Source organism: Janthinobacterium aestuarii (assembly GCF_051380835.1).
GTDB lineage: Bacteria > Pseudomonadota > Gammaproteobacteria > Burkholderiales > Burkholderiaceae_D > Janthinobacterium > Janthinobacterium aestuarii.
Map to the genome: position 1 here is coordinate 689,801 of NZ_JBNYXU010000001.1, position 17,995 is coordinate 707,795.

The window sequence follows — 17,995 nt, forward strand, 5'->3', positions numbered from 1 at the left end:
GTCTAAAGCAACATTGATTCATTCATAATTTGCATTGGGCCGCGGACCTTTCTGTTTTTTCTCTGTTCTGTTGACTTCATAAGCGAGACATCGATTGAAAAAGACACGCATCTTGACGGCCATCGCGGCCGCCAGCGCACTGCTGCTGAGCCACCCGGCCCTGGCCCTGCCCAATACGCAAGACACCCGCATGCTGAGCGAACCGGCCGTCTCCAGCCGCCACATCGCCTTCATCTATGCGGGCGATTTGTGGCTGTCCAACCTCGATGGCGGCGGCGCGCGGCGCCTGACCTCCGACCTGGGCGACAAGTCCAATCCCGTGTTTTCGCCCGACGGCAGCCTGATCGCGTATAGCGCGAATATCGACGGCAATGTCGACGTGTATGTGATCGCGGCGGCCGGCGGCGTGCCGCGCCGTCTGACCTTCCATCCGGGCGCGGACCTGGCGCAGTCGTTCACGCCCGATGGCCAGGCCGTGATGTTTACCTCGCCCCGCGCCGCCTTCAACAACCGCTTCCAGAAGCTGTTTACGGTGCCCGTGGCGGGCGGCGTGGAAACGCAGCTGGAAATTCCGAATGCGTCGCGCGCCACGTATTCGCCTGATGGCAAGCGCATCGCGTACAACCCGCTGGCGCCCGCCTTCAAGCAGTGGAAGCGCTACCGGGGCGGCACCAATTCCTGGCTGTGGCTCTTCTCGTCCAGTGACAAGTCGATTGAAAAAATCCCGCAGCCGACGACGCGCTCGAACGACGTCGATCCGATGTGGATAGGCGACACCGTCTACTTCCGCTCCGACCGCAATGGCGAATTCAATCTGTTTGCCTACGACGTGAAAACCAAGGCCGTGCGCCAGCTGACGCAACATGCGGATTTCCCCGTGCTGAACGCGTCGGCAGCGAACGGCACCATCGTCTACGAGCAGGCCGGCTATCTGCATAGCCTGGATTTGGCTAGCGGCCAGGCGCACAAGCTGACCATCGCCGTGGCCAGCGACCTGGGACAGGCGCGCCCACGCTGGGTCAAGAACGCGAAATACATCCGCGACGCGTCGATCTCGCCATCGGGCGCGCGCATCGCCTTCGAGTACCGGGGCGAGATCGTCACCATCCCCGCCGACAAGGGCGACGTGCGCAACCTGACGCAGACTGCCGGCGCCCACGAGCGCACGCCGATCTGGTCGCCCGATGGCCGCTCGGTCGCATATTTCTCGGACGAGTCGGGCGAGTATGAACTGCATGTGCGGGCGCAGGATGGCAAGGGCGCCGTGCGCAAGTTCAAGCTCAATGGCAGCGGCTTCTATGACAATGCCGTCTGGTCGCCTGACAGCAGGAAGATCGCGTTTGCCGACAATGGCTGGAGCATGTATGTGATCGACGTCGGCACGGGCAAGGTGCAGAAGGTCGCCACGGAACCGATGTATGGCGTCGACAAGAGCATGCGCGCCTCATGGGCGCCCGATTCGCGCTGGCTGGCCTACACGCTCAATTCGCCCACCTACACGCGCAGCGCCTACATCTATTCCGTCGAGCAGAACAAGTCGATGCCGGTGACCGATGGCCTCTCCGACGTGGCCGAACCTGTGTTCGACAAGAGCGGCAAATACCTGTACTTCTTCGCGTCGACGAATGCGGGCCCCAGCAACAACTGGTTCTCGCAGCAGAACGAAGACAATCTGGTGACGCGCACCGTGTGGATGGCCGTGTTGCGGCGCGACTTGCCGTCGCCCCTGATCAAGGAAAGCGACGAGGAAAAGGCCGCCAGCACGGAGAGTAAAAAAGACACGGTGAAGGCGGAAGCGGAGCCGAAGACTGAACCGAAGATCGATCCGAAGACGGGCCGCGACGATCCGAAAGTGGCCGTGGCGCCCGTGGCGCCGATCAGCATCGATTTCGACGGCATCGCCACGCGCATCGTCGACTTGCCGCTGCCGGCCGCGCAGTTTTCCAGTCTGGCCGCCGGGGCCGCCGGGCAGATCTTTTTGCTGCGCGAAAGCGATGGCAAGAAGGCCGTGCAGCGCTTCGATCTGAAGGAGCGCAAGGCGGAAACCGTGGTGGCCGAAGCCGACGATTTCGAAGTGTCGGCCGACGGCAAGAAGCTGCTGTACCGCCAGAAGGACAACTGGGCCATGGGGTCAAGCACGGGCAAGCTGCTGATGCCGGGCGAGGGCAAGATCAAGGTCGACGCCATCGAAGTAAAAGCCGATCCGCGCGCCGAATGGACGCAGATTTTCAACGAGGTATGGCGCATCAACCGCGATTATTTCTATGATCCGGGCATGCATGGCGTGGACTGGAAGGCCATGCGCGACAAGTACGCCGTGTTCCTGCCCGAGCTGTCGAGCCGCGCCGACCTGAACCGCCTGATCCAGTGGATGTGCAGCGAACTGGCCGTGGGCCATCACCGCGGTGGTGGCGGCGACGATTTTATCGAGGCGAAGAAGGTGCCGGGGGGACTCCTGGGCGCCGACTATGACGTGAGCGATGGTCATTATCGCTTCAAGAAAGTGTATGGCGGCTTGAACTGGAATCCGGCCCTGCGCGCGCCGCTGACGGAGCCGGGCCTGAACGTCAAGGCGGGCGAATACCTGCTGGCCGTCGACAGCCGCCCGCTGGCGCCGCCCACCAACTTGTACAGCGCCTTCGAGAACACGGCCGGCAAGGCCATCGACCTGACCGTCGGCCCGTCGGCCGACGGCAAGGGCGCGCGCACGATCACCGTGGTGCCCGTGCCCACCGAGGATGCCTTGCGCAACCGCGACTGGATCGAAGGCAATATGCGCAAGGTCAATGCGGCCACGGGCGGGAAGGTGGCCTACGTGTACGTGCCCAATACGGCGGGCCTGGGCCACACCTACTTCAAGCGCTATTTCTTCCCGCAGGCGGACAAGCAGGCCATCATCGTCGACGAGCGTTTCAATGGCGGCGGCAGCGTGGCCGATTACTACATCGAGATCCTGCAGAAGAAGGAAATCGCCTGGTGGACCATGCGCTACGGCGCCGACATGAAGACGCCGTCCGCGTCGATCCAGGGTCCGCGCGCCATGCTGATCGACGAGACGGCCGGTTCGGGCGGCGACCTGCTGCCGTGGATGTTCCGCAAAAATAACATGGGTCCGCTGATCGGCAAGGCCACGTGGGGCGGCCTGGTGGGCGTACTCGGCTTCCCCGTGCTGATGGATGGGGGCTTCATCACGGCGCCAAACCTGGCGTTCTGGACGCGAGAGAACGGCTGGGGCGTGGAAAACGAAGGTGTGCCGCCCGATATCGAAGTCGAGCAAACGCCGGCCGACGTCATCGCCGGCCGCGATCCGCAGCTGGAAAAAGCGATCGAGGTGATCCAGGCCGAGCTGGCGAAGAACCCGCCCGTGTTGCCCAAGCGTCCGGCGTTTCCGGACAAGAGCAAGTGAAAGAGTAGGTCGGATTAGCGGAGCGTAATCCGACAATATTGTTGGCGCCGCCGGTGGTGTCGGATTACGCGCTTGCGCGCTAATCCGACCTGCCAACTGCCCTCCCACCGACATGCGCTTGGTTTTACATCACCACCCACTGTCCTTTGATCCTCGCTTCCAGCGGCTTGAAATTGATTTTATAAGCCATCTTCGGGCTCTGTTCGATCCAGTAGCCGAGATACACATACGGCAGCCCCAGCTCGCGCGCCTGGGCGATTTGCCACAGTACGTTGTAGGTGCCGTACGAGGCGCCCGGTACGTCCGGGTCAAAAAAAGTGTAGACGGACGACAGGCCATCGGCCAGCACGTCGATGATGCTGACCATGCGCAGGATGCCGTCGGGGTCGCGAAATTCCACCAGGCGCGTGTTGACCCGGCTTTGCAGCAGGAATTGCGCGTACTGGTCGCGGCTGTCCTGGTCCATGCCGCCGCCCGCGTGGCGCGTGCTCTGGTAGCGCAGATACAGCTCGTAGTGTTCGTCGAGGAAGGACAGCGTGGCCACGCCCGCCTGCAGGCCGGCGTGCCTGCTCCAGGCGCGGCGCTGGTTGCGGTTGGGCGTGAACTCGCCCGTCACCACGCGCACGGGGATGCAGGCCTGGCAGCCGTCGCAATACGGGCGGTAGGTAAAAATGCCGCTGCGGCGAAAGCCGTTGCGCACCAGTTCCGAATACACGTCGCTGTTGATCAGGTGCGAAGGCGTGGCCACCTGCGAGCGGGCCTGGCGGTCGTCCAGGTAGCTGCACGGGTACGGTGCCGTCGTATAGAACTGCAGGGTGGCAAACGGTAGTTCGTTCAGGTGCGTCATGCTGATCCTGTCTGGTCTGTCCGCGGCGGTGTGCCTTGAGCTATCATAGCTTTTTTACGCCGGTGGCGCAGCATGCCAATCGGTGATTTGCGCTGCTTCAATGGCGACCCTTACATGGGCCAGGAAGCGCGCGCGCGAAATGGGCGCCGCGCCCAGCGAGGCCAGGTGTTTTGTTTCTTGCTGACAGTCAATCATGGCCACGCCGCGCGCCTGCAAAAACCGTACGAGGTGGGCCAGCGCGATCTTCGAGCCATCGGAAACGCGGGCGAACATCGATTCGCCATAGAACATGCGGCCGATCGACACGCCATACGCGCCGCCCACCAGTTCACCGTCAAACCACAGTTCCGAGGAATGCGCGTAGCCCAGCTTGTGCAAGCCCGTGTAGCCGGCGATGATTTCGTCCGAAATCCAGGTTCCCGGGCCATCCTTGCGCGGCGCCGCGCAGGCGCGCATGACGGCCTCGAAATCGCCGTCGAAGCGCAGCTGCCAGCGCCCATCCGTGGCGGCGCTGCGCTCGACCTTGCGGATCGCCTTGGCCAGGCTGTCGGACACCTTGAAGTCCTCCGTCATCAGTACCATGCGCGGATCGGTGCTCCACCACAGTATGGGCTGGCCTTCGGAAAACCAGGGGAAGATGCCGCGCCGGTAAGCGTCGAGCAGGCGCGCGGGCGACAGGTCGGCGCCGGCCGCCAGCAGGCCGGGCGCCTCGTCGGTCAGGGCGTGCGAGACGTCGGGGAACGGGGTGTGGATGTCGAGCCAGGGAATCATGCGGCGGTTGCTTATTCTGCATCCGCGCGGGCCATCGGGCGCGTGATGTCGCCCGTATGGACGCCGTAGCTGCCACCTTCGCGGATTTTCACGCGGTCGGCAAAGAACAGTTCCAGGGTGGCGCGGATGGTGGGGAAGGCCAGGTCATCCCAGGGAATCTGCGCTTCCGTAAACAGTTGCACGTCCAGGCTTTCGATGCCCGGCGCGAAATCGAGGTCGCGCAAACGCGCCAGGTAGAACAGGTGCACCTGGTGCACGCGCTGCACGTTCAGCAGCGAGAACAGGGGGCCCAGTTCGATATTCGCGCCCGCTTCCTCCACCGTTTCGCGTTCGGCCGCGTCGGACGTCGTTTCATCGTTTTCCATGAAGCCGGCCGGCAGCGTCCAGTAACCGAGGCGCGGCTCGATGGCCCGCTTGCACAGCAAGACCTGCAGCTGGCCATCTTCTTCCCAGACGGGAATCGAGCCGACCACCATTTTCGGGTTCTGGTAATGGATGGCGTCGCAGTTGGCGCACACATAGCGCGGACGGTTGTCGCCTTCCGGAATGGACAGGCTGACAGGATGGGCGCATTCGGAGCAGAATTTCATGGGCAGGCTTAGGAAAATGGGTGTCTGGTGTAACGCTTACTGTACACCGATTGCGTGCCGCGTGGCGAGCTGCGCAGGCACGATTGGCAGCTGGTCATGTCGCCCGCGCATCCATTAGATTGGTCTATTACGGTTGAATTTGAGATAGCTATTGCCTAAGCCACCCGTTTGCCCTTATAATTCTTGTGCGGGGTGGAGCAGTCTGGCAGCTCGTCGGGCTCATAACCCGAAGGTCACAGGTTCAAATCCTGTCCCCGCAACCAATACCGGAAAGCCGCTGATTCTTGCAAAAGATCAGCGGCTTTTTTCATTCTCAAGCCGCCCACGCAGCTCTTCCAGCTCGCTGCCGCGATTAGCTCCCCGCAGTGCAGCAAACTGGTATATAATTCGCCTGCGGGGTGGAGCAGTCTGGCAGCTCGTCGGGCTCATAACCCGAAGGTCACAGGTTCAAATCCTGTCCCCGCAACCAATTCGAAGCCGCTGGTTCCTCGCAAGAGGGCCAGCGGTTTTTTCGTTGTGCGCTCCGTGGTGCACCCCGTTTACTCCGGCGCCTGGCGCGCATACACGACCAGTCGCAAGTGGCGGTCCGCATCGATGGTCAGCGAGGTGTGCTCATACGCGACCTGCTCGCCGTCGATTGTCAGCTGGCGCACGCCTGCACACGGCGCATGCACGTCGTGGCGGCGCCACCACAGCTTGAATTCGGGCGAGACTTTTTCCAGTTCTTCCACCAGCGCGTGGATGTCCGCTTCCTGCGTGGCGCGCGCGTAGTCGCGGCGAAAGCTCGACAGCATCAGCGGCGCTTGCTCTTCCCAGGCCGTGAAGCGTGAGCGCAGCAGCGGGTCGGTAAACAGCAGCCACAGCAGATTGCGGCGCGAGGCGGCATGCGCGCCGAAGCCGAACAGCGCGTCCGCGCCCGCATTGAACGCCAGCACGTCCCAGCGCAAGTTGAGCACATAGGCCGGATGCGCCAGCTCGTGCATCAGGCGGCGCACCAGCGGCGGCACCACGCAAAACGTCTTGCCCTCTTCGGCCGGCGGGCGCGCATGTGCGAGCAGGAACAGGTGGCGGCGTTCTGCCGCGTCCAGTCTCAGCACTTCGGCCAGCTTGTCGAGAAAGGCGCTCGAGACGCCGATGTCGCGCCCTTGTTCCAGCCAGGTGTACCAGGTCAGCCCCACGCCGGCCAGCGCCGCCACTTCTTCGCGGCGCAAGCCGGGCGTGCGCCGCCGTCCTCCGCCGGGCAAGCCCACGTCTTCCGGCGACAGGCGCGCGCGCCGCGCCTGCAGGTAGGCGGCCAGTTCGTGGCGGGTGCGTTGCAAAGTGCGCATGGTACTGTCTTTCCGGTAAGCCTGTTGCTATCAGTAATAGCATAAACAGTTAAATTGTAATTGTTTATATTGTATTCCAGAATGCCTGCTTTCTTTCCGAAGGCTTGCCCATGTCCGACTCTTTCCGCAGCGCCCCCGCAGTTGACACTACCGCGCTTCCCGCCACCGTCTACCTGATCGCCGTGGGCGCGTTCGCGCTGGGCATGGCGTCGTATGTGACGGCGGGCCTGATGCCGATGATCGCCGGCGCGTTTTCCATCTCGCTGGCGATGGCCGCGCAACTGGTGACGGCGTTCACCCTGGCCTATGGCCTTGGCTCGCCCTTGGCCGTGGCCTTGCTGCCGGCGCGCGCGCAGCGCTCGGGCCTCTTGACCGCGTTGGCCGTGTTCGTGCTGGCGAATGGGGCCAGCGCGCTGGCGTCCGGTTTCAGCAGCCTGCTGGCATGGCGCGCCATTGCCGGCATCGGTGCGGGCGTCTACCTGGCGCTCGGTATCGCGGCGGCGGCGGGCGTGTCGGCGCCGCAGCAGCGGGGCAAGGCCATCGGCGTGATCATGGGCGGCATGGCGGGCGGCACGGTGCTGGGCGTGCCATTGAGCTTGCTGCTGGCGCAGCAGCTGGGCTGGACGGCGGCCTTGTGGCTGGTCGCCATCCTCGGCGGGTTGGCGCTGGCGGGCTTGCTGTGGCAGCTGCCCGCGCTGCCGGCGGCACCGGCGATTTCTCTGCGGCGCAAGCTGGCCTTGCTGGCCGATGGTCAGGTGCTGTCCGTCTTGCTCGTGTCCTTGCTGGCGGCCATCGCCAGCCTGGGCATGTACACGTTTATTGCGCCGCTGCTGGCGTGGTCCGCGCAGGGGGCGGCGATGTCCGCCACACCCTTCCTGTGGGCGTGGGGCGTGGGAGGGATCGTGGGCAGCGTGCTGGTCGGGCCATGGGCGGACAAGGTGGCGGCGCCGAAACTGACCTGGCTCATCTTGCTGCTGCTGGCGCTGGCCTTGTGCGCGCTGCCGCTGGCGGCCCGCTGGTCGGCCTGGCTGATGCTGGCGCCGATCGCGCTGTGGGGCGCGGCTGGCTGGGCCCTGCAAGTGCCGCAAAACCAGCAGCTGCTGGCCGTGCGTGCGCGGCAGGGCGACGGCAACCTGGCCATCGCCCTCAACGAATCGGCGCTCTACCTGGGCAGCGCCATCGGCGCCGCCATGGGCGGGCTACTGCTCCTGCTCAACTGGCCGATGTGGCTGCTGGCGGCCGGCGCCGCCTTGGTCGCCACCGCGGCGCTGCTGCTGCAGTGGCCAGCCGCGCGGCGGACTTAAGCCTTTTTCGCCAGCTGCATGCCCACGGGCAGGGCGCGGATGCGCTTGCCCGTGGCGGCGAAGATGGCGTTGCACAGGGCCGGGGCGATGGGCGGCGTGGCCGGTTCGCCCACGCCGCCGAGTTCCATGTCCAGGGTGCCCGGCACCAGGTGCGTGTGGATCACGCGCGGCGCGTCGGCGGCGCGCAGCACGGCGTAGTCGTGGAAATTGCTTTGCTCGACCCTGCCATTTTTAAAGCTGATCTCGCCGCTCATGGCCAGCGACAGGCCCATGATGCAGGCGCCCTCGATTTGCGAGCGCACGCGGTCCGGGTTGATCTGCGGGCCGCAATCCATGGCGATGTCGACCCTCGGCACGATGACTTCGCCGGCCGCATTGATCTCCACTTCGATCACGGCCGCCACATAGGTGACGAAACTGTAGGACACGGCCAGGCCCAGCCCCCGTCCCTTGGGCAGCTTGCGGCCCCAGCCCGCCTTGGCTGTCGCCAGCTCGATCACGTGGCGCATGCGGCCGATATCGACCGGATACTTCGCCGGGTCTTCGCCATAGTTCCAGCCGTCGGACAGGTCGGCCGGATTGATTTTGCGCGCGGGACCCAAGAGCGCCAGCAGGTAGTCGCGGTGATCCTTTTTTGCCGCGTGGGCCAGTTCGGCCGTGAACGACTGGATGGCAAACGCGTGCGGGATGTTCGACACGGAACGGAACCAGCCGATGCGCGTATGGGCCGGCACTTCGGGCACTTCGACGCGGATGTTCGCGATGGCAAACGGCACGTTGATGGCCGACATGCCCAGCTCGAACGGCGCCTGCTTGTTCGCGCCGGCGGCAAAGGTCGAGGTGATGGTGGGGGCGGCCGTGCGGTGCAGCCAGGCCGTCGGCATGCCTTTCGTATCGAGCGACGCTTCCAGCCGTTCGACGGACACCGTGTGCAGGTAGTCGTGCTGCAGGTCGTCGTCGCGCGTCCACGTCAGCTTGACGGGCGCGCCATCCATGGCTTTCGACAGCAGCGCCGCCTCGACGGCGAAATCGGGTTTCGATTTGCGCCCGAAGCCGCCGCCGAGCAGGGTCACGTGGACGGTCACGTCGTCGTACGACAAGCCCAGGGCCTTGGCCACGTTGCTGCGCGTCGCTTGCGGCGCCTGCACGCAGGCCCACACTTCGGCCTTGCCGCCGGCGATGCGCACGGTGGCGGCGGGCGGCTCCATGGTGGCATGGGCCAGGTGGGGCAGATAGTATTCGGCGCTGAGTTTGCGCGCGGCGGGAGCGGCGGCCAGGGTGGCCACCGTCTTGCCCTGGTCGCGCGCCGGGCTGGCCGGCTGGCGCACGGCCGCTTCCAGGGTCTTGCGGAAGGCTTTTGAGTCGTAATCGCCGTTCGGGCCATCTTCCCATTCCAGCACCAGCGCTTCGCGGCCCTTGATGGCGGCCCAGGTGTTACGCGCGATGACGGCCACGCCGCCCAGCGGATTGAACATGGCCGGCGGCGGGCTGCCCGCCAGTTCGACTATGCGCAGCACACCCTGCACCTTCAGGGCCGCCGTCTTGTCCACGCTTTTCAGCTTGCCGCCGAAGACGGGCGGACGGGCGATGACGGCATACGCCATGCCATCGAGGCGCGTGTCGATGCCGAAGTGGGTATTGCCCGTGACGATGTCGCGCAGGTCGATGCCGCGCGTGCTGGTCTGGCCGATGTAGCGCAGCTCGTCCGCCGTTTTCAGGCTGATGCGCGCGCGCGGCGGCACCGGCAATTTGGCCGCTTCCTCGGCCAGCGCGCCGAACGACAGCGAACGTCCGCTGGCCGCATGCACGACGCCATGATTGACGGCTTTGACCTCGGTGACCGGCACGTCCCAGCGCACGGCGGCCGCCGTTTCCAGCATCAGGCGCGCCGTGGCGCCCACGTGGCGCATGGCGCGGAACGAGTGGCGCATGCTGCGCGAACCGTCCGTATCCTGGCTGCCGTAGCGCGCTTCGTCGGCGGGCGCCTGCCGCACGCGCACCTGCGCCCAGTCGGCGCCCAGTTCGTCGGCCGCCACCATGGGCAGGCTGGTGCGGATGCCCTGGCCCATTTCGGAGCGGTGCACAACAATGGTGACGATACCGTCGGCGGCCACCGACAGGAAGACCAGTGTGTCGTCCACTACGCCGCCGGCCATCTTGTCGCCCCCGTATTTAACGGCGTCGGCCGCCATCACGAGGCCGGAAGGGCCGGCCACCAAAGTCAGACCGGCCAGCGCGCCGGCGGCCTTGAGCCAGTTGCGCCGCGCAGGCGAATGGACGGCGGGAGTGTCATGGATGCTCATTTGGCCGCTCCTTTTGCGTTGATGCTGGCCGAGGCCTGCTTGATGGCTGCATGGATGCGCGTGTAGGTGCCGCAGCGGCAGATATTGCCGCTCATCGCTTCGCGGATTTGCTGGTCGTTCGGCTTGGGCGTCTTGTGCAGCAGGGCCGTGGCTGACATGATCTGCCCGGCCTGACAGTAGCCGCATTGGGGCACGCCGTGTTCCTGCCACGCTTGCTGCAGCGCCAGGCCGACCTTGTCTTCGCCCACGGCTTCGATGGTGGTGATCTTCTTGCCGGCGGCGGCCGACATCGGCGTCACGCAGGAGCGGATGGCTTCGCCATCGAGGTGCACGGTGCAGGCGCCGCACAGGGCCATGCCGCAACCGAATTTGGTGCCGGTCATGCCCAGTTCGTCGCGCAAGGCCCACAGCAGTGGCGTGTCTTCAGGCAGGGCAAGCTCGTGCTGTTTGCCATTGATGGTTAGGGTCGTCATGTGTATTCCTTGGTGGGGATGGTGCGGGACGCGCGACGGCCATCCGCCAAACGGATTAGCTCATCAGTATAGGATGGTAGCATCAGCCGCCCTGCGCTGCAGGGCATCGGTCCGGTGGCGGCCACCGGCTGCTTTCATGCCGACCTGATTCAGCGCGGCTGTTCCAGCTGCGCGTACACGGCGTCGGCGATCTTGCCCAGTTCCTGTTTGGGCAGGTTCGCCGAGAGGGCATAACCGAGTTGGCCATCGATCCAGTAAAACACGCTCAAATCCTGCTCTTGCGTGTAGCGGAAAGCCGTTTCCTGCCTGCCGGCCCGTTCTTTCGCCACGTACAGGGTCAGGCGTTTGCCGCCGCCATCTTCATACATGAATTGCGCCACGGGGCCGTCGCCATCGCCGGGCAGCAGGCGCCCGCCGATCAAGTGATAACCGAGCGGCGACAGCGCGGGCGGCTGCAATTTGCTGCCCAGGCGTTTCGACAGCCATTGCATCAGATGCGCTTCCTGTTCCACGCCCACCTCGACGGGGTGGCGCACTTCGGGCGTGTAGACGGCATGGGCGATGGCGGCACTGCGCGCCAGGGAGATCGGGCTGGCGCTGGCTGTCGCGCCATCGCCGCGCAGCAGCCAGCCGCCCATGCCGCCGGCAAGCACCAGCACGACGGCCGCTGCCGCCTGCATGGCGGGGCGCTGCCAGGTGCCGTTCGCCGCCGCTGGCGATGTCGCTTGCAGCAGCGCTGGCGGCACGGCTTCGTCCAGCACGGGATCGAACAGGGCGCGCAATTGCCGGTTCTGTTCGCGCCAGGCGTCGACTCTGGCGGCATCGTCGGGATGCGCGCGCAGGTGGGCGTCGATGGCCGCGCGCTGTTCCTCGGGCAGGACGCCGTCGGCCAGGGCGTGCAATTGCGCTTCGCTGATGGCTTGCGTTGTCATTTCACGACTTTCAGGGAGGGTAGGCCGCTGCCCTCGCTGCCGGCGGGGCGGCCATCGAGCAGGGTACGCAGCTTGTCGCGCCCGCGCGACAAACGCGACATCACGGTGCCGACGGGGATGCCCAGGGTAGCCGCCACCTGCTCGTACGGCATCTGTTCGAGCGCGACGAGCAGGATCACTTCACGCTGCCCCAGCGGCAAGCGGGCCAGCGCCGCATCCATTTCGCCGATGGCGATGGCCTGCCCCGGCGTGCGCTCGGGCGCGGGCAGCAGAGCGTCGTCGTCGAGTTCCTGCAGCGCCAGGCCGGGACGGCGCAATTGATCCACGTGCAGGTTGTGCATGATGGAGAACAGCCAGGGCCGCATCTCGCCGCCGCGCTGCCGCTGATCGAGCTTGCGCCAGGCCCGCTCCACGGTGTCCTGCACCAGGTCGTCCGCGTGCAAGGCGCCCACCAGCGCGCGCGCATAGCGGCGCAGGCCGGGCAGGCACGCTTGCAGCTGGCGGCTGTCCTCTTGCGTGGTCATCGTGGCGGCGGGAAGGGCTGCTTACGGCTTGACGACGTGCCACACGTTCTTGAAATTGTCGCCGGCCACGTCGCCCGGCTTCTTGTCTTCCTTGTACAGATACAGGGGTTTGCCCTTGTAGGTCAGCTGCATGGCGCCGTTGTCTTCGCGCTTGATGCTGCCATACGGGGCGGCGGGCGCCGCTTCGGTGGCGATGACGGCGGGCCAGGCCACCAGGCAGCCGCCGCTGCAGGCGCTCTTGCCGCTGTCGGCGACATCCTTGTCGAACACGTACACGGTCATGCCGCTGGCGTTGACCAGCATGCCATTGGCGGGCATGACGTCGGCGGCGAACGCCAGCGGGGCGCACAAGGCGGTGAACAGGGCGGTGGCGGCGATAGTGGTGAAGCGCATGATGGTCTCCTTGAGGTTTTGGGGGCTTGCAAGGGATAGACGCATGCCGCCCGCCGTTTATTCCCGCGCCGGCGGATTATTTTTTGGATGCAGGCTGGCCCACAGGTGGGCGGCCGCCATGGTGCGGTGCGGCGCGTACTGGCGCAGCCACTGTTCCGTGCGCGCCATGTCCGGCTTGTTCTCTTCGCCGAGCAGTTTTTGCAGGGCGGCGCGGATGGCCACGTCGCCGTGCAGCGAGCAGTCGGCATAGCCGTAGCCGCGCAGCAGCGCGTAGTTGACGGTCCACGGGCCGATGCCTTTCACGGCCAGCAGCGCCTGAGAAATCGCCGCCACGTCGCCGGACGCCGGCAGCTCCAGCGACAGTTCTCCCTCATGGACGAGGCGTGCCAGGCGCAGCACGGTTTCCGCCTTGGCGCGCGAAAATTTGCGGCTGGTCAGATCCTCGATTTCCAGCCTGGCTACGTCGCGCGCCTCGGGATAGCACCACAGGCCGCTGCCGTGCCGGCGTCCCGCTTGCAGAATGAAAGTACGGCGCAGGGAAATGGCGAACGGCAGGTTGATCTGCTGGCCGATGATGGCCCAGGTCAGCGCCTCGAACGGGCTGGCCGATTGCACGATGCGCAGGCCCGGATTGACGCTGACCAAGGGCGCCAGCAGCGGGTCGCCGGCGGCCAGTTGCGCGAAAGGTTGCGGGTCGATGCGCAGGCCGAGGATGTTCAGCAAGGCGCCGTGCAGCGGCGTTTGAAGGTCCGCATCGCCGTCGATCTCGGCACGGCAGACGGCGGCGGCGTCCGTGAAGGCGACGTCCAGCACGACCGGCACGCCTTGCAGCAGGATTCCCTTGCGCAGGCCAGTCTCGGTGACCTGTTCGGCCACGGCTTCGCCATCGCGGCTGTGGAAGGCGATGACGTCGTCGCGGCGGTAGCCGGCGGGCAGGGGGAGGGTCCAGTGCAGCAGGGTCATGGTGGGCCAAAGTCAGGGACGGTATCAGGGAGGCGATGCGGCGCACCGCGTTTCTTGCTTTTTACCTTAGCGCGCAGATGTCGGTGGTGGGCGGGCTCAGGGCCGCCGCATGCTGGATCTGCAGGGCGTCGGGCACGCCATTTTTCACGGCCGTCATTTCGGCCAGGATGGAGATGGCGATTTCGGCCGGCGTCTTGCTGCCGATGTACAGGCCGATGGGTCCATGCAGGCGCGCCAGCTGTTCTGCGCTGACGTCGAACTGCAGCAGCCGTTCGCGCCGCTTGGCGTTATTCGCGCGCGAGCCGATGGCGCCCACGTAGAACGCCGGCGATTTCAACGCTTCCATCAGGGCCAGGTCATCGAGCTTGGGGTCGTGCGTGAGGGCGACGACGGCGCTGCGGCTGTCGAGCTTGAGTGCGAGCACGAGGTCGTCGGGCATGGCGTGCAGCAGGGGCACGCCGGGCACGTTCCAGCCGCCCCGGTATTCCTCGCGCGGGTCGCAGACGATGACGTGGTAATCCATGGCCGTGGCGATCTGCGCCACGAAGCGTGACAGCTGGCTGGCGCCGATGATCAGCAAGCGCCAGCGCGGGCCATGCTGCGTGGTGAGTACGCCATCTTCCAGGGCCAGCATGGCCCCTGGCGTGGCGCGCCGCAGGGTGACGGCGCCGCTGCGCAGGTCGAGCCGGCGCTCGACCAGTTCATGCGCTTCCAGGCGCGCCAGCAGTTCGGCCACACGGCTGTCCGCATGCAGCGGTTCGATGGCCAGTTCGATGGTCCCGCCGCAGGGCAGGCCGAAGCGGTGCGCCTCGTCCGCGCTGATGCCGTAGCTGACGATTTCCGGCAGCGTGCGCACGATGCCGTGCACGCGCACGGTGTCGATCAAGTCATCTTCGATGCAGCCGCCCGAGACGGAACCGACCACCGTGCCATCGTCGCAGATGGCCAGGGTGGCGCCCACGGGGCGGGGGCTGGAACCCCACGTCTTGATGACGGTGACGAGTTCGCAGCGGTGGCCGGCGGCCAGCCAGGCGGCGCTGGTTTTCAGAACTTCAAGGTCGATGCTGTCCATGGGGCGCGGAAGGAAAGCCGCAGGAACGCGGCAAAGTATGGAATATTTTTCAATATTGTGGCTATACTACGCTCTCCAACAGCCTGCGGAGAGTTTCATGTCGAACGACCAAAAGACGCAAGATGACGGCATCCCCAAGTTTGGCAAACTGCTCATCGCCCTGTTCCTGGCGGTGGTGTTTTGCGGCGCCCTGACCTGGGTCATGGGTACTTACTTCCCGAATTTCCCGGGCGCCTGAGCAAACCTGCTGCGTCAGGCGCCTTTGGCGTTTAAGGCTTCAACGGCTTCTTCGCCGCCTGCTTGGCGCGCACGTCGATGACGGCGCGGTTGACGGCCGCCATGCGCGAGTTGGTGCCCGGGTGCAGGGCCGTGTAGCCGTTGGCGACCGTCGCCGGCACTTGCGTGGCCAGACGCTGCCAGAAGCGGGCGGCGTTGTCGACGTTGTAGCCGGCGCGCGCCAGCAGGTAGATGGCCAGGGTGTCGGCTTGCACGTCGAGTTCCTGCGGCATGGCCTTGATGCCGGCGGCGCCCGTCAGCATTGACACGTCGGGCTGCACGGCGCCCAGGCTGTCGATGATGCTGCCTGCCGTGCCTGCCGTGCGCTGGCTGCGCGCGTGGTCGAGGATGTTGTGCGCCATTTCGCGGGCGATGACGAAGGCGATGCCTTCGTCGTTTTGCGCCGCATTGACCATGCCGCGCGTGAGCATGATGCGTCCGCCGTCCGAGTACGCGTTGATATTGTCCGCATTGCCCAGGGCAACGCGGAAGGCGCAGGCGCGCGTGACGGGAATTTTCAGGTCCTGCTGCTGGCCGTCGCGGGCGATGGTCATGTTCAGGCTTGCGCTTTTCGATGCCAGCGGGCCGACGATGGCGCCGAACGGGCCTTCCGCTTTCGGGCCGGCCGGCAGCGGCTTGCCTTCGGCGGCCAGCAAGCCGTCGCCCTTGCGCAAGCCGGCGCGCGCGGCGCCGCTGCCCGGCAAGACGCCGGACACCTGCATCTGTTCGCCGTAGCCGAGGGCCGCCTGCGCCGCGTCGGCATAGATGCCGGGGTAGGAATACTTGTTCTGCGCCGTGAAGCCCAGCAGGTTGCGCGCATACGTCTTGCACAGGTCCGCATTGTTGATCAGCAGGGGCGCCGAGACTTTCGACAGGCGGTCCTGCAGCGACACCATCTTCACCAGTTCTTCCTGCGCCGCCTTTTGCTGCGCCGTCGGCGCGGGCGCATCGGGCGCCGACACGACGTTGAACGGGCCGCTGACATTCGTCATCGGGGTGGTGCAGCCGGCGAGAATGGCCGCACTGGCCAACAGGAGAGGAGTGGCCAATCGGCGCAGCGAAGTTGGGGCTGGGATCGGATGGCGGAAACCTGGCATAAGAAAGTCCTTAATGTTTGCCGGTGCTGCCGAAACCGCCAACACCGCGTTCGCTGTCGCCGAATTCCTCGACGACGTTAAAACCCACTTGCAGCACCGGCACGATAATCAGTTGCGCCAGGCGTTCCATGGGGTTGAGCGTGAAAGCGCTCTGGCCCCGGTTCCAGGTCGATACCATCAGCTGGCCCTGGTAATCGGAGTCGATCAAGCCTACCAGATTCCCCAATACGATGCCGTTTTTGTGGCCCATGCCGCTGCGCGGCAGGATCATGGCCGCATACGACGGGTCGCCGATGTGAATGGCCAGGCCGGTGGGAATGAGCACGGTCTGGCCAGCCTCGATGGTGATGGCCTCGTCGATGCAGGCGCGCAGGTCCAGGCCGGCGCTGCCGGGCGTGGCGTAGGCCGGCAGCAGTTCTTTCATGCGGGCGTCGAGGATCTTGATGTCGATATTTTTCATGAATCTAACTAACTAAGCTAAGTCGTTTAAAGGGATTATTTGAGCAGCGAATTCTTGGCAATACGCTTCGAAATTTCCGAAATCAGCTGGCGCGCCAGGTTCAGTTTCGAGGCGCGCGGCAGCACGGTATGGCCTTCCTCGTCGAACAGGATGATGGTGTTGTCGTCCTGGCCAAACGTGTTGTGGCCGATATTGCCGACCAGGAGGGGAATGCCTTTCTTTTCACGCTTGGTCGAGCCGAATTCCACGAGGTTTTCCGATTCGGCGGCAAAGCCGACGCAATACGGATAGCCGGCCAGGTTCGTGCGTGCCGCCACGGTGGCGAGGATGTCGGGGTTTTGCGCGAATTGCAGTTCGGGCACGGAGCCGTCGGCCTGCTTTTTCATCTTCTGGTCGCTGGCGTTGGCCACGCGCCAGTCGGCGACGGCGGCCACGGCGACGAAGACATGCTGGCCGTCGACGTGGGCCAGTACGGCATCATGCATCTGCTGCGCGCTTTGCACGTCGATGCGGCGCACGCCGAATGGCGCGTCCAGGGCAGTCGGGCCGGAAATGAGCAGCACCTCGGCGCCCGCTTCGCGCGCCGCGCGCGCCACCGCATAGCCCATCTTGCCCGACGACAGGTTGGTGATGCCGCGCACGGGGTCGATGGCTTCGAACGTGGGGCCGGCCGTGACCAGCACGCGCTTGCCCGCCAGGACTTTCGGCTGGAAGGCGGCGATCAGCTCCGTCAGCAGCTGTTCCGGCTCCAGCATGCGGCCCAGGCCAACTTCGCCGCATGCCTGTTCGCCGGCGGCTGGGCCGAACAGCTTGATGCCGTCGTCGCGCAGCTGCTGCACATTGCGTTGCGTGGCAGGGTTCTGCCACATTTCCACGTTCATGGCCGGCGCCACCAGCAGGGGCAGGTGGGCGGGACGGGCCAGGCACAGGGTCGACAGCAGGTCGTCGCACACGCCATGCGCGAGCTTGCGCATGAAGTCTGCCGAACACGGCGCGATCAGGATGGCGTCCGCATGGCGCGTCAAATCGATATGCGCCATGTTGTTGTCGATGCGCGCATCCCACTGGCTCGTGTGCACGGGGTGGCCGGACAGCGCCTGCATCGTGACGGCCGTGATGAAGTGGCTGGCCGCATCCGTCATCACCACTTGCACCGAGGCGCCGGCCTTTGTCAGCGCGCGGCACAGTTCCGCCGCCTTGTAGCAGGCGACGCCGCCTGACAGTCCCAGGACGATTTTTTTGCCGGACAGTTCCAT

Annotated in this window: 17 protein-coding genes and 2 tRNA genes; 5 read left to right on the forward strand and 14 right to left on the reverse strand. The window is 65.4% G+C overall.

The window, feature by feature from the left end; translation table 11 throughout:
* Positions 1 to 94: 94 nt before the first annotated feature.
* Entirely contained in the window at positions 95 to 3,406 is a 3,312-nt protein-coding gene (locus ACQ4WO_RS03115) for a S41 family peptidase (protein ID WP_436480188.1), read from the forward strand.
* Positions 3,407 to 3,530: 124 nt separating this feature from the next.
* On the opposite strand, the gene ACQ4WO_RS03120 is transcribed toward ACQ4WO_RS03115, so the two are convergent.
* Genes ACQ4WO_RS03120 through ACQ4WO_RS03130 form a run of 3 tightly spaced genes read right to left on the reverse strand, consistent with a single transcriptional unit; the run spans position 3,531 to position 5,614 of the window.
* Positions 3,531 to 4,253: an arginyltransferase gene (locus ACQ4WO_RS03120; RefSeq protein WP_436480189.1), complete on the reverse strand. Its 723-nt coding sequence runs from the start codon at positions 4,251 to 4,253 to the stop codon at positions 3,531 to 3,533.
* A gap of 54 nt (positions 4,254 to 4,307) precedes the next feature.
* Positions 4,308 to 5,024, reverse strand: a complete 717-nt coding sequence (aat, locus tag ACQ4WO_RS03125; RefSeq protein ID WP_139092322.1) for a leucyl/phenylalanyl-tRNA--protein transferase — start codon at positions 5,022 to 5,024, stop codon at positions 4,308 to 4,310.
* Between the two features lie 11 nt (positions 5,025 to 5,035).
* Positions 5,036 to 5,614: an NUDIX hydrolase gene (locus tag ACQ4WO_RS03130; RefSeq protein WP_034747557.1), complete on the reverse strand. Its 579-nt coding sequence runs from the start codon at positions 5,612 to 5,614 to the stop codon at positions 5,036 to 5,038.
* Positions 5,615 to 5,800: 186 nt separating this feature from the next.
* Between ACQ4WO_RS03130 and ACQ4WO_RS03135 the strand changes: the two genes are divergently transcribed.
* Together ACQ4WO_RS03135 and ACQ4WO_RS03140 are read left to right on the forward strand one after the other, a co-directional pair.
* A tRNA-Met gene (locus ACQ4WO_RS03135) sits at positions 5,801 to 5,877 on the forward strand.
* Between the two features lie 129 nt (positions 5,878 to 6,006).
* A tRNA-Met gene (locus tag ACQ4WO_RS03140) sits at positions 6,007 to 6,083 on the forward strand.
* 70 nt (positions 6,084 to 6,153) lie between these two features.
* On the opposite strand, the gene ACQ4WO_RS03145 is transcribed toward ACQ4WO_RS03140, so the two are convergent.
* Positions 6,154 to 6,942: a helix-turn-helix transcriptional regulator gene (locus ACQ4WO_RS03145; RefSeq protein WP_436480190.1), complete on the reverse strand. Its 789-nt coding sequence runs from the start codon at positions 6,940 to 6,942 to the stop codon at positions 6,154 to 6,156.
* A gap of 110 nt (positions 6,943 to 7,052) precedes the next feature.
* Here ACQ4WO_RS03145 and ACQ4WO_RS03150 point away from each other — a divergent pair, with 110 nt between their 5' ends.
* Positions 7,053 to 8,246 carry an MFS transporter gene (locus tag ACQ4WO_RS03150; RefSeq protein ID WP_436480191.1) on the forward strand — a complete coding sequence of 398 codons (1,194 nt, stop codon included), beginning with the start codon at positions 7,053 to 7,055 and terminating at the stop codon, positions 8,244 to 8,246.
* Here the strand turns inward: ACQ4WO_RS03150 and ACQ4WO_RS03155 are convergent.
* The 7 genes from ACQ4WO_RS03155 to ACQ4WO_RS03185 form a co-directional block, all read right to left on the reverse strand.
* Positions 8,243 to 10,549: a xanthine dehydrogenase family protein molybdopterin-binding subunit gene (locus tag ACQ4WO_RS03155; RefSeq protein ID WP_436480192.1), complete on the reverse strand. Its 2,307-nt coding sequence runs from the start codon at positions 10,547 to 10,549 to the stop codon at positions 8,243 to 8,245. The genes ACQ4WO_RS03150 and ACQ4WO_RS03155 overlap by 4 nt on opposite strands.
* A complete protein-coding gene (locus ACQ4WO_RS03160) occupies positions 10,546 to 11,022 on the reverse strand; it encodes a (2Fe-2S)-binding protein (RefSeq protein WP_436480194.1) in 477 nt (158 codons plus the stop codon). Before ACQ4WO_RS03160 ends, ACQ4WO_RS03155 begins: the two co-directional genes overlap by 4 nt.
* 149 nt (positions 11,023 to 11,171) lie before the next feature.
* Positions 11,172 to 11,954 carry an anti-sigma factor family protein gene (locus ACQ4WO_RS03165; protein WP_436480195.1) on the reverse strand — a complete coding sequence of 261 codons (783 nt, stop codon included), beginning with the start codon at positions 11,952 to 11,954 and terminating at the stop codon, positions 11,172 to 11,174.
* Positions 11,951 to 12,478 carry an RNA polymerase sigma factor gene (locus ACQ4WO_RS03170; RefSeq protein ID WP_436480196.1) on the reverse strand — a complete coding sequence of 176 codons (528 nt, stop codon included), beginning with the start codon at positions 12,476 to 12,478 and terminating at the stop codon, positions 11,951 to 11,953. The genes ACQ4WO_RS03165 and ACQ4WO_RS03170 overlap by 4 nt, the downstream gene beginning before the upstream one ends.
* A 21-nt stretch (positions 12,479 to 12,499) precedes the next feature.
* On the reverse strand, positions 12,500 to 12,871 hold the full coding sequence (locus ACQ4WO_RS03175) for a COG4315 family predicted lipoprotein (protein ID WP_436480197.1): 372 nt from the start codon (positions 12,869 to 12,871) through the stop codon (positions 12,500 to 12,502).
* A gap of 57 nt (positions 12,872 to 12,928) precedes the next feature.
* Positions 12,929 to 13,834 (reverse strand): DNA-3-methyladenine glycosylase family protein, encoded by a 906-nt coding sequence (locus tag ACQ4WO_RS03180; protein ID WP_436480198.1) that lies wholly within the window; start codon positions 13,832 to 13,834, stop codon positions 12,929 to 12,931.
* 61 nt (positions 13,835 to 13,895) lie between these two features.
* Entirely contained in the window at positions 13,896 to 14,906 is a 1,011-nt protein-coding gene (locus tag ACQ4WO_RS03185; protein ID WP_436480199.1) for an XdhC family protein, read from the reverse strand.
* A 97-nt stretch (positions 14,907 to 15,003) separates the two neighbouring features.
* On the opposite strand from ACQ4WO_RS03185, the gene ACQ4WO_RS03190 reads away from it, so the two are divergent.
* The gene (locus ACQ4WO_RS03190) at positions 15,004 to 15,144 is read left to right on the forward strand and encodes a hypothetical protein (protein ID WP_162995759.1); all 141 of its coding nucleotides are present in this window, start codon (positions 15,004 to 15,006) and stop codon (positions 15,142 to 15,144) included.
* 31 nt (positions 15,145 to 15,175) lie between these two features.
* Here ACQ4WO_RS03190 and ACQ4WO_RS03195 read toward each other — a convergent pair whose 3' ends face one another.
* The 3 genes from ACQ4WO_RS03195 to coaBC are packed head-to-tail and all read right to left on the reverse strand — an operon-like array spanning position 15,176 to position 17,995.
* Positions 15,176 to 16,279: a M48 family metalloprotease gene (locus ACQ4WO_RS03195; RefSeq protein WP_436480200.1), complete on the reverse strand. Its 1,104-nt coding sequence runs from the start codon at positions 16,277 to 16,279 to the stop codon at positions 15,176 to 15,178.
* A 10-nt stretch (positions 16,280 to 16,289) separates the two neighbouring features.
* Positions 16,290 to 16,739: a dUTP diphosphatase gene (dut, locus tag ACQ4WO_RS03200; protein ID WP_034785229.1), complete on the reverse strand. Its 450-nt coding sequence runs from the start codon at positions 16,737 to 16,739 to the stop codon at positions 16,290 to 16,292.
* Positions 16,740 to 16,774: 35 nt separating this feature from the next.
* A complete protein-coding gene (gene coaBC, locus ACQ4WO_RS03205; protein WP_070303584.1) occupies positions 16,775 to 17,995 on the reverse strand; it encodes a bifunctional phosphopantothenoylcysteine decarboxylase/phosphopantothenate--cysteine ligase CoaBC in 1,221 nt (406 codons plus the stop codon).

Excerpts from the sequence above, each read along its gene's own strand:
- ACQ4WO_RS03120 (WP_436480189.1), bottom strand. The coding sequence starts at position 4,253 with ATGACGCACCTGAACGAACTACCGTTTGCCACCCTGCAGTTCTATACG.
- aat (WP_139092322.1), bottom strand. The coding sequence starts at position 5,024 with ATGATTCCCTGGCTCGACATCCACACCCCGTTCCCCGACGTCTCGCAC.
- ACQ4WO_RS03130 (WP_034747557.1), bottom strand. The coding sequence starts at position 5,614 with ATGAAATTCTGCTCCGAATGCGCCCATCCTGTCAGCCTGTCCATTCCG.
- ACQ4WO_RS03145 (WP_436480190.1), bottom strand. The coding sequence starts at position 6,942 with ATGCGCACTTTGCAACGCACCCGCCACGAACTGGCCGCCTACCTGCAG.
- ACQ4WO_RS03150 (WP_436480191.1), top strand. The coding sequence starts at position 7,053 with ATGTCCGACTCTTTCCGCAGCGCCCCCGCAGTTGACACTACCGCGCTT.
- ACQ4WO_RS03155 (WP_436480192.1), bottom strand. The coding sequence starts at position 10,549 with ATGAGCATCCATGACACTCCCGCCGTCCATTCGCCTGCGCGGCGCAAC.
- ACQ4WO_RS03160 (WP_436480194.1), bottom strand. The coding sequence starts at position 11,022 with ATGACGACCCTAACCATCAATGGCAAACAGCACGAGCTTGCCCTGCCT.
- ACQ4WO_RS03165 (WP_436480195.1), bottom strand. The coding sequence starts at position 11,954 with ATGACAACGCAAGCCATCAGCGAAGCGCAATTGCACGCCCTGGCCGAC.
- ACQ4WO_RS03170 (WP_436480196.1), bottom strand. The coding sequence starts at position 12,478 with ATGACCACGCAAGAGGACAGCCGCCAGCTGCAAGCGTGCCTGCCCGGC.
- ACQ4WO_RS03175 (WP_436480197.1), bottom strand. The coding sequence starts at position 12,871 with ATGCGCTTCACCACTATCGCCGCCACCGCCCTGTTCACCGCCTTGTGC.
- ACQ4WO_RS03180 (WP_436480198.1), bottom strand. The coding sequence starts at position 13,834 with ATGACCCTGCTGCACTGGACCCTCCCCCTGCCCGCCGGCTACCGCCGC.
- ACQ4WO_RS03185 (WP_436480199.1), bottom strand. The coding sequence starts at position 14,906 with ATGGACAGCATCGACCTTGAAGTTCTGAAAACCAGCGCCGCCTGGCTG.
- ACQ4WO_RS03190 (WP_162995759.1), top strand. The coding sequence starts at position 15,004 with ATGTCGAACGACCAAAAGACGCAAGATGACGGCATCCCCAAGTTTGGC.
- ACQ4WO_RS03195 (WP_436480200.1), bottom strand. The coding sequence starts at position 16,279 with ATGCCAGGTTTCCGCCATCCGATCCCAGCCCCAACTTCGCTGCGCCGA.
- dut (WP_034785229.1), bottom strand. The coding sequence starts at position 16,739 with ATGAAAAATATCGACATCAAGATCCTCGACGCCCGCATGAAAGAACTG.
- coaBC (WP_070303584.1), bottom strand. The coding sequence starts at position 17,995 with ATGGAACTGTCCGGCAAAAAAATCGTCCTGGGACTGTCAGGCGGCGTC.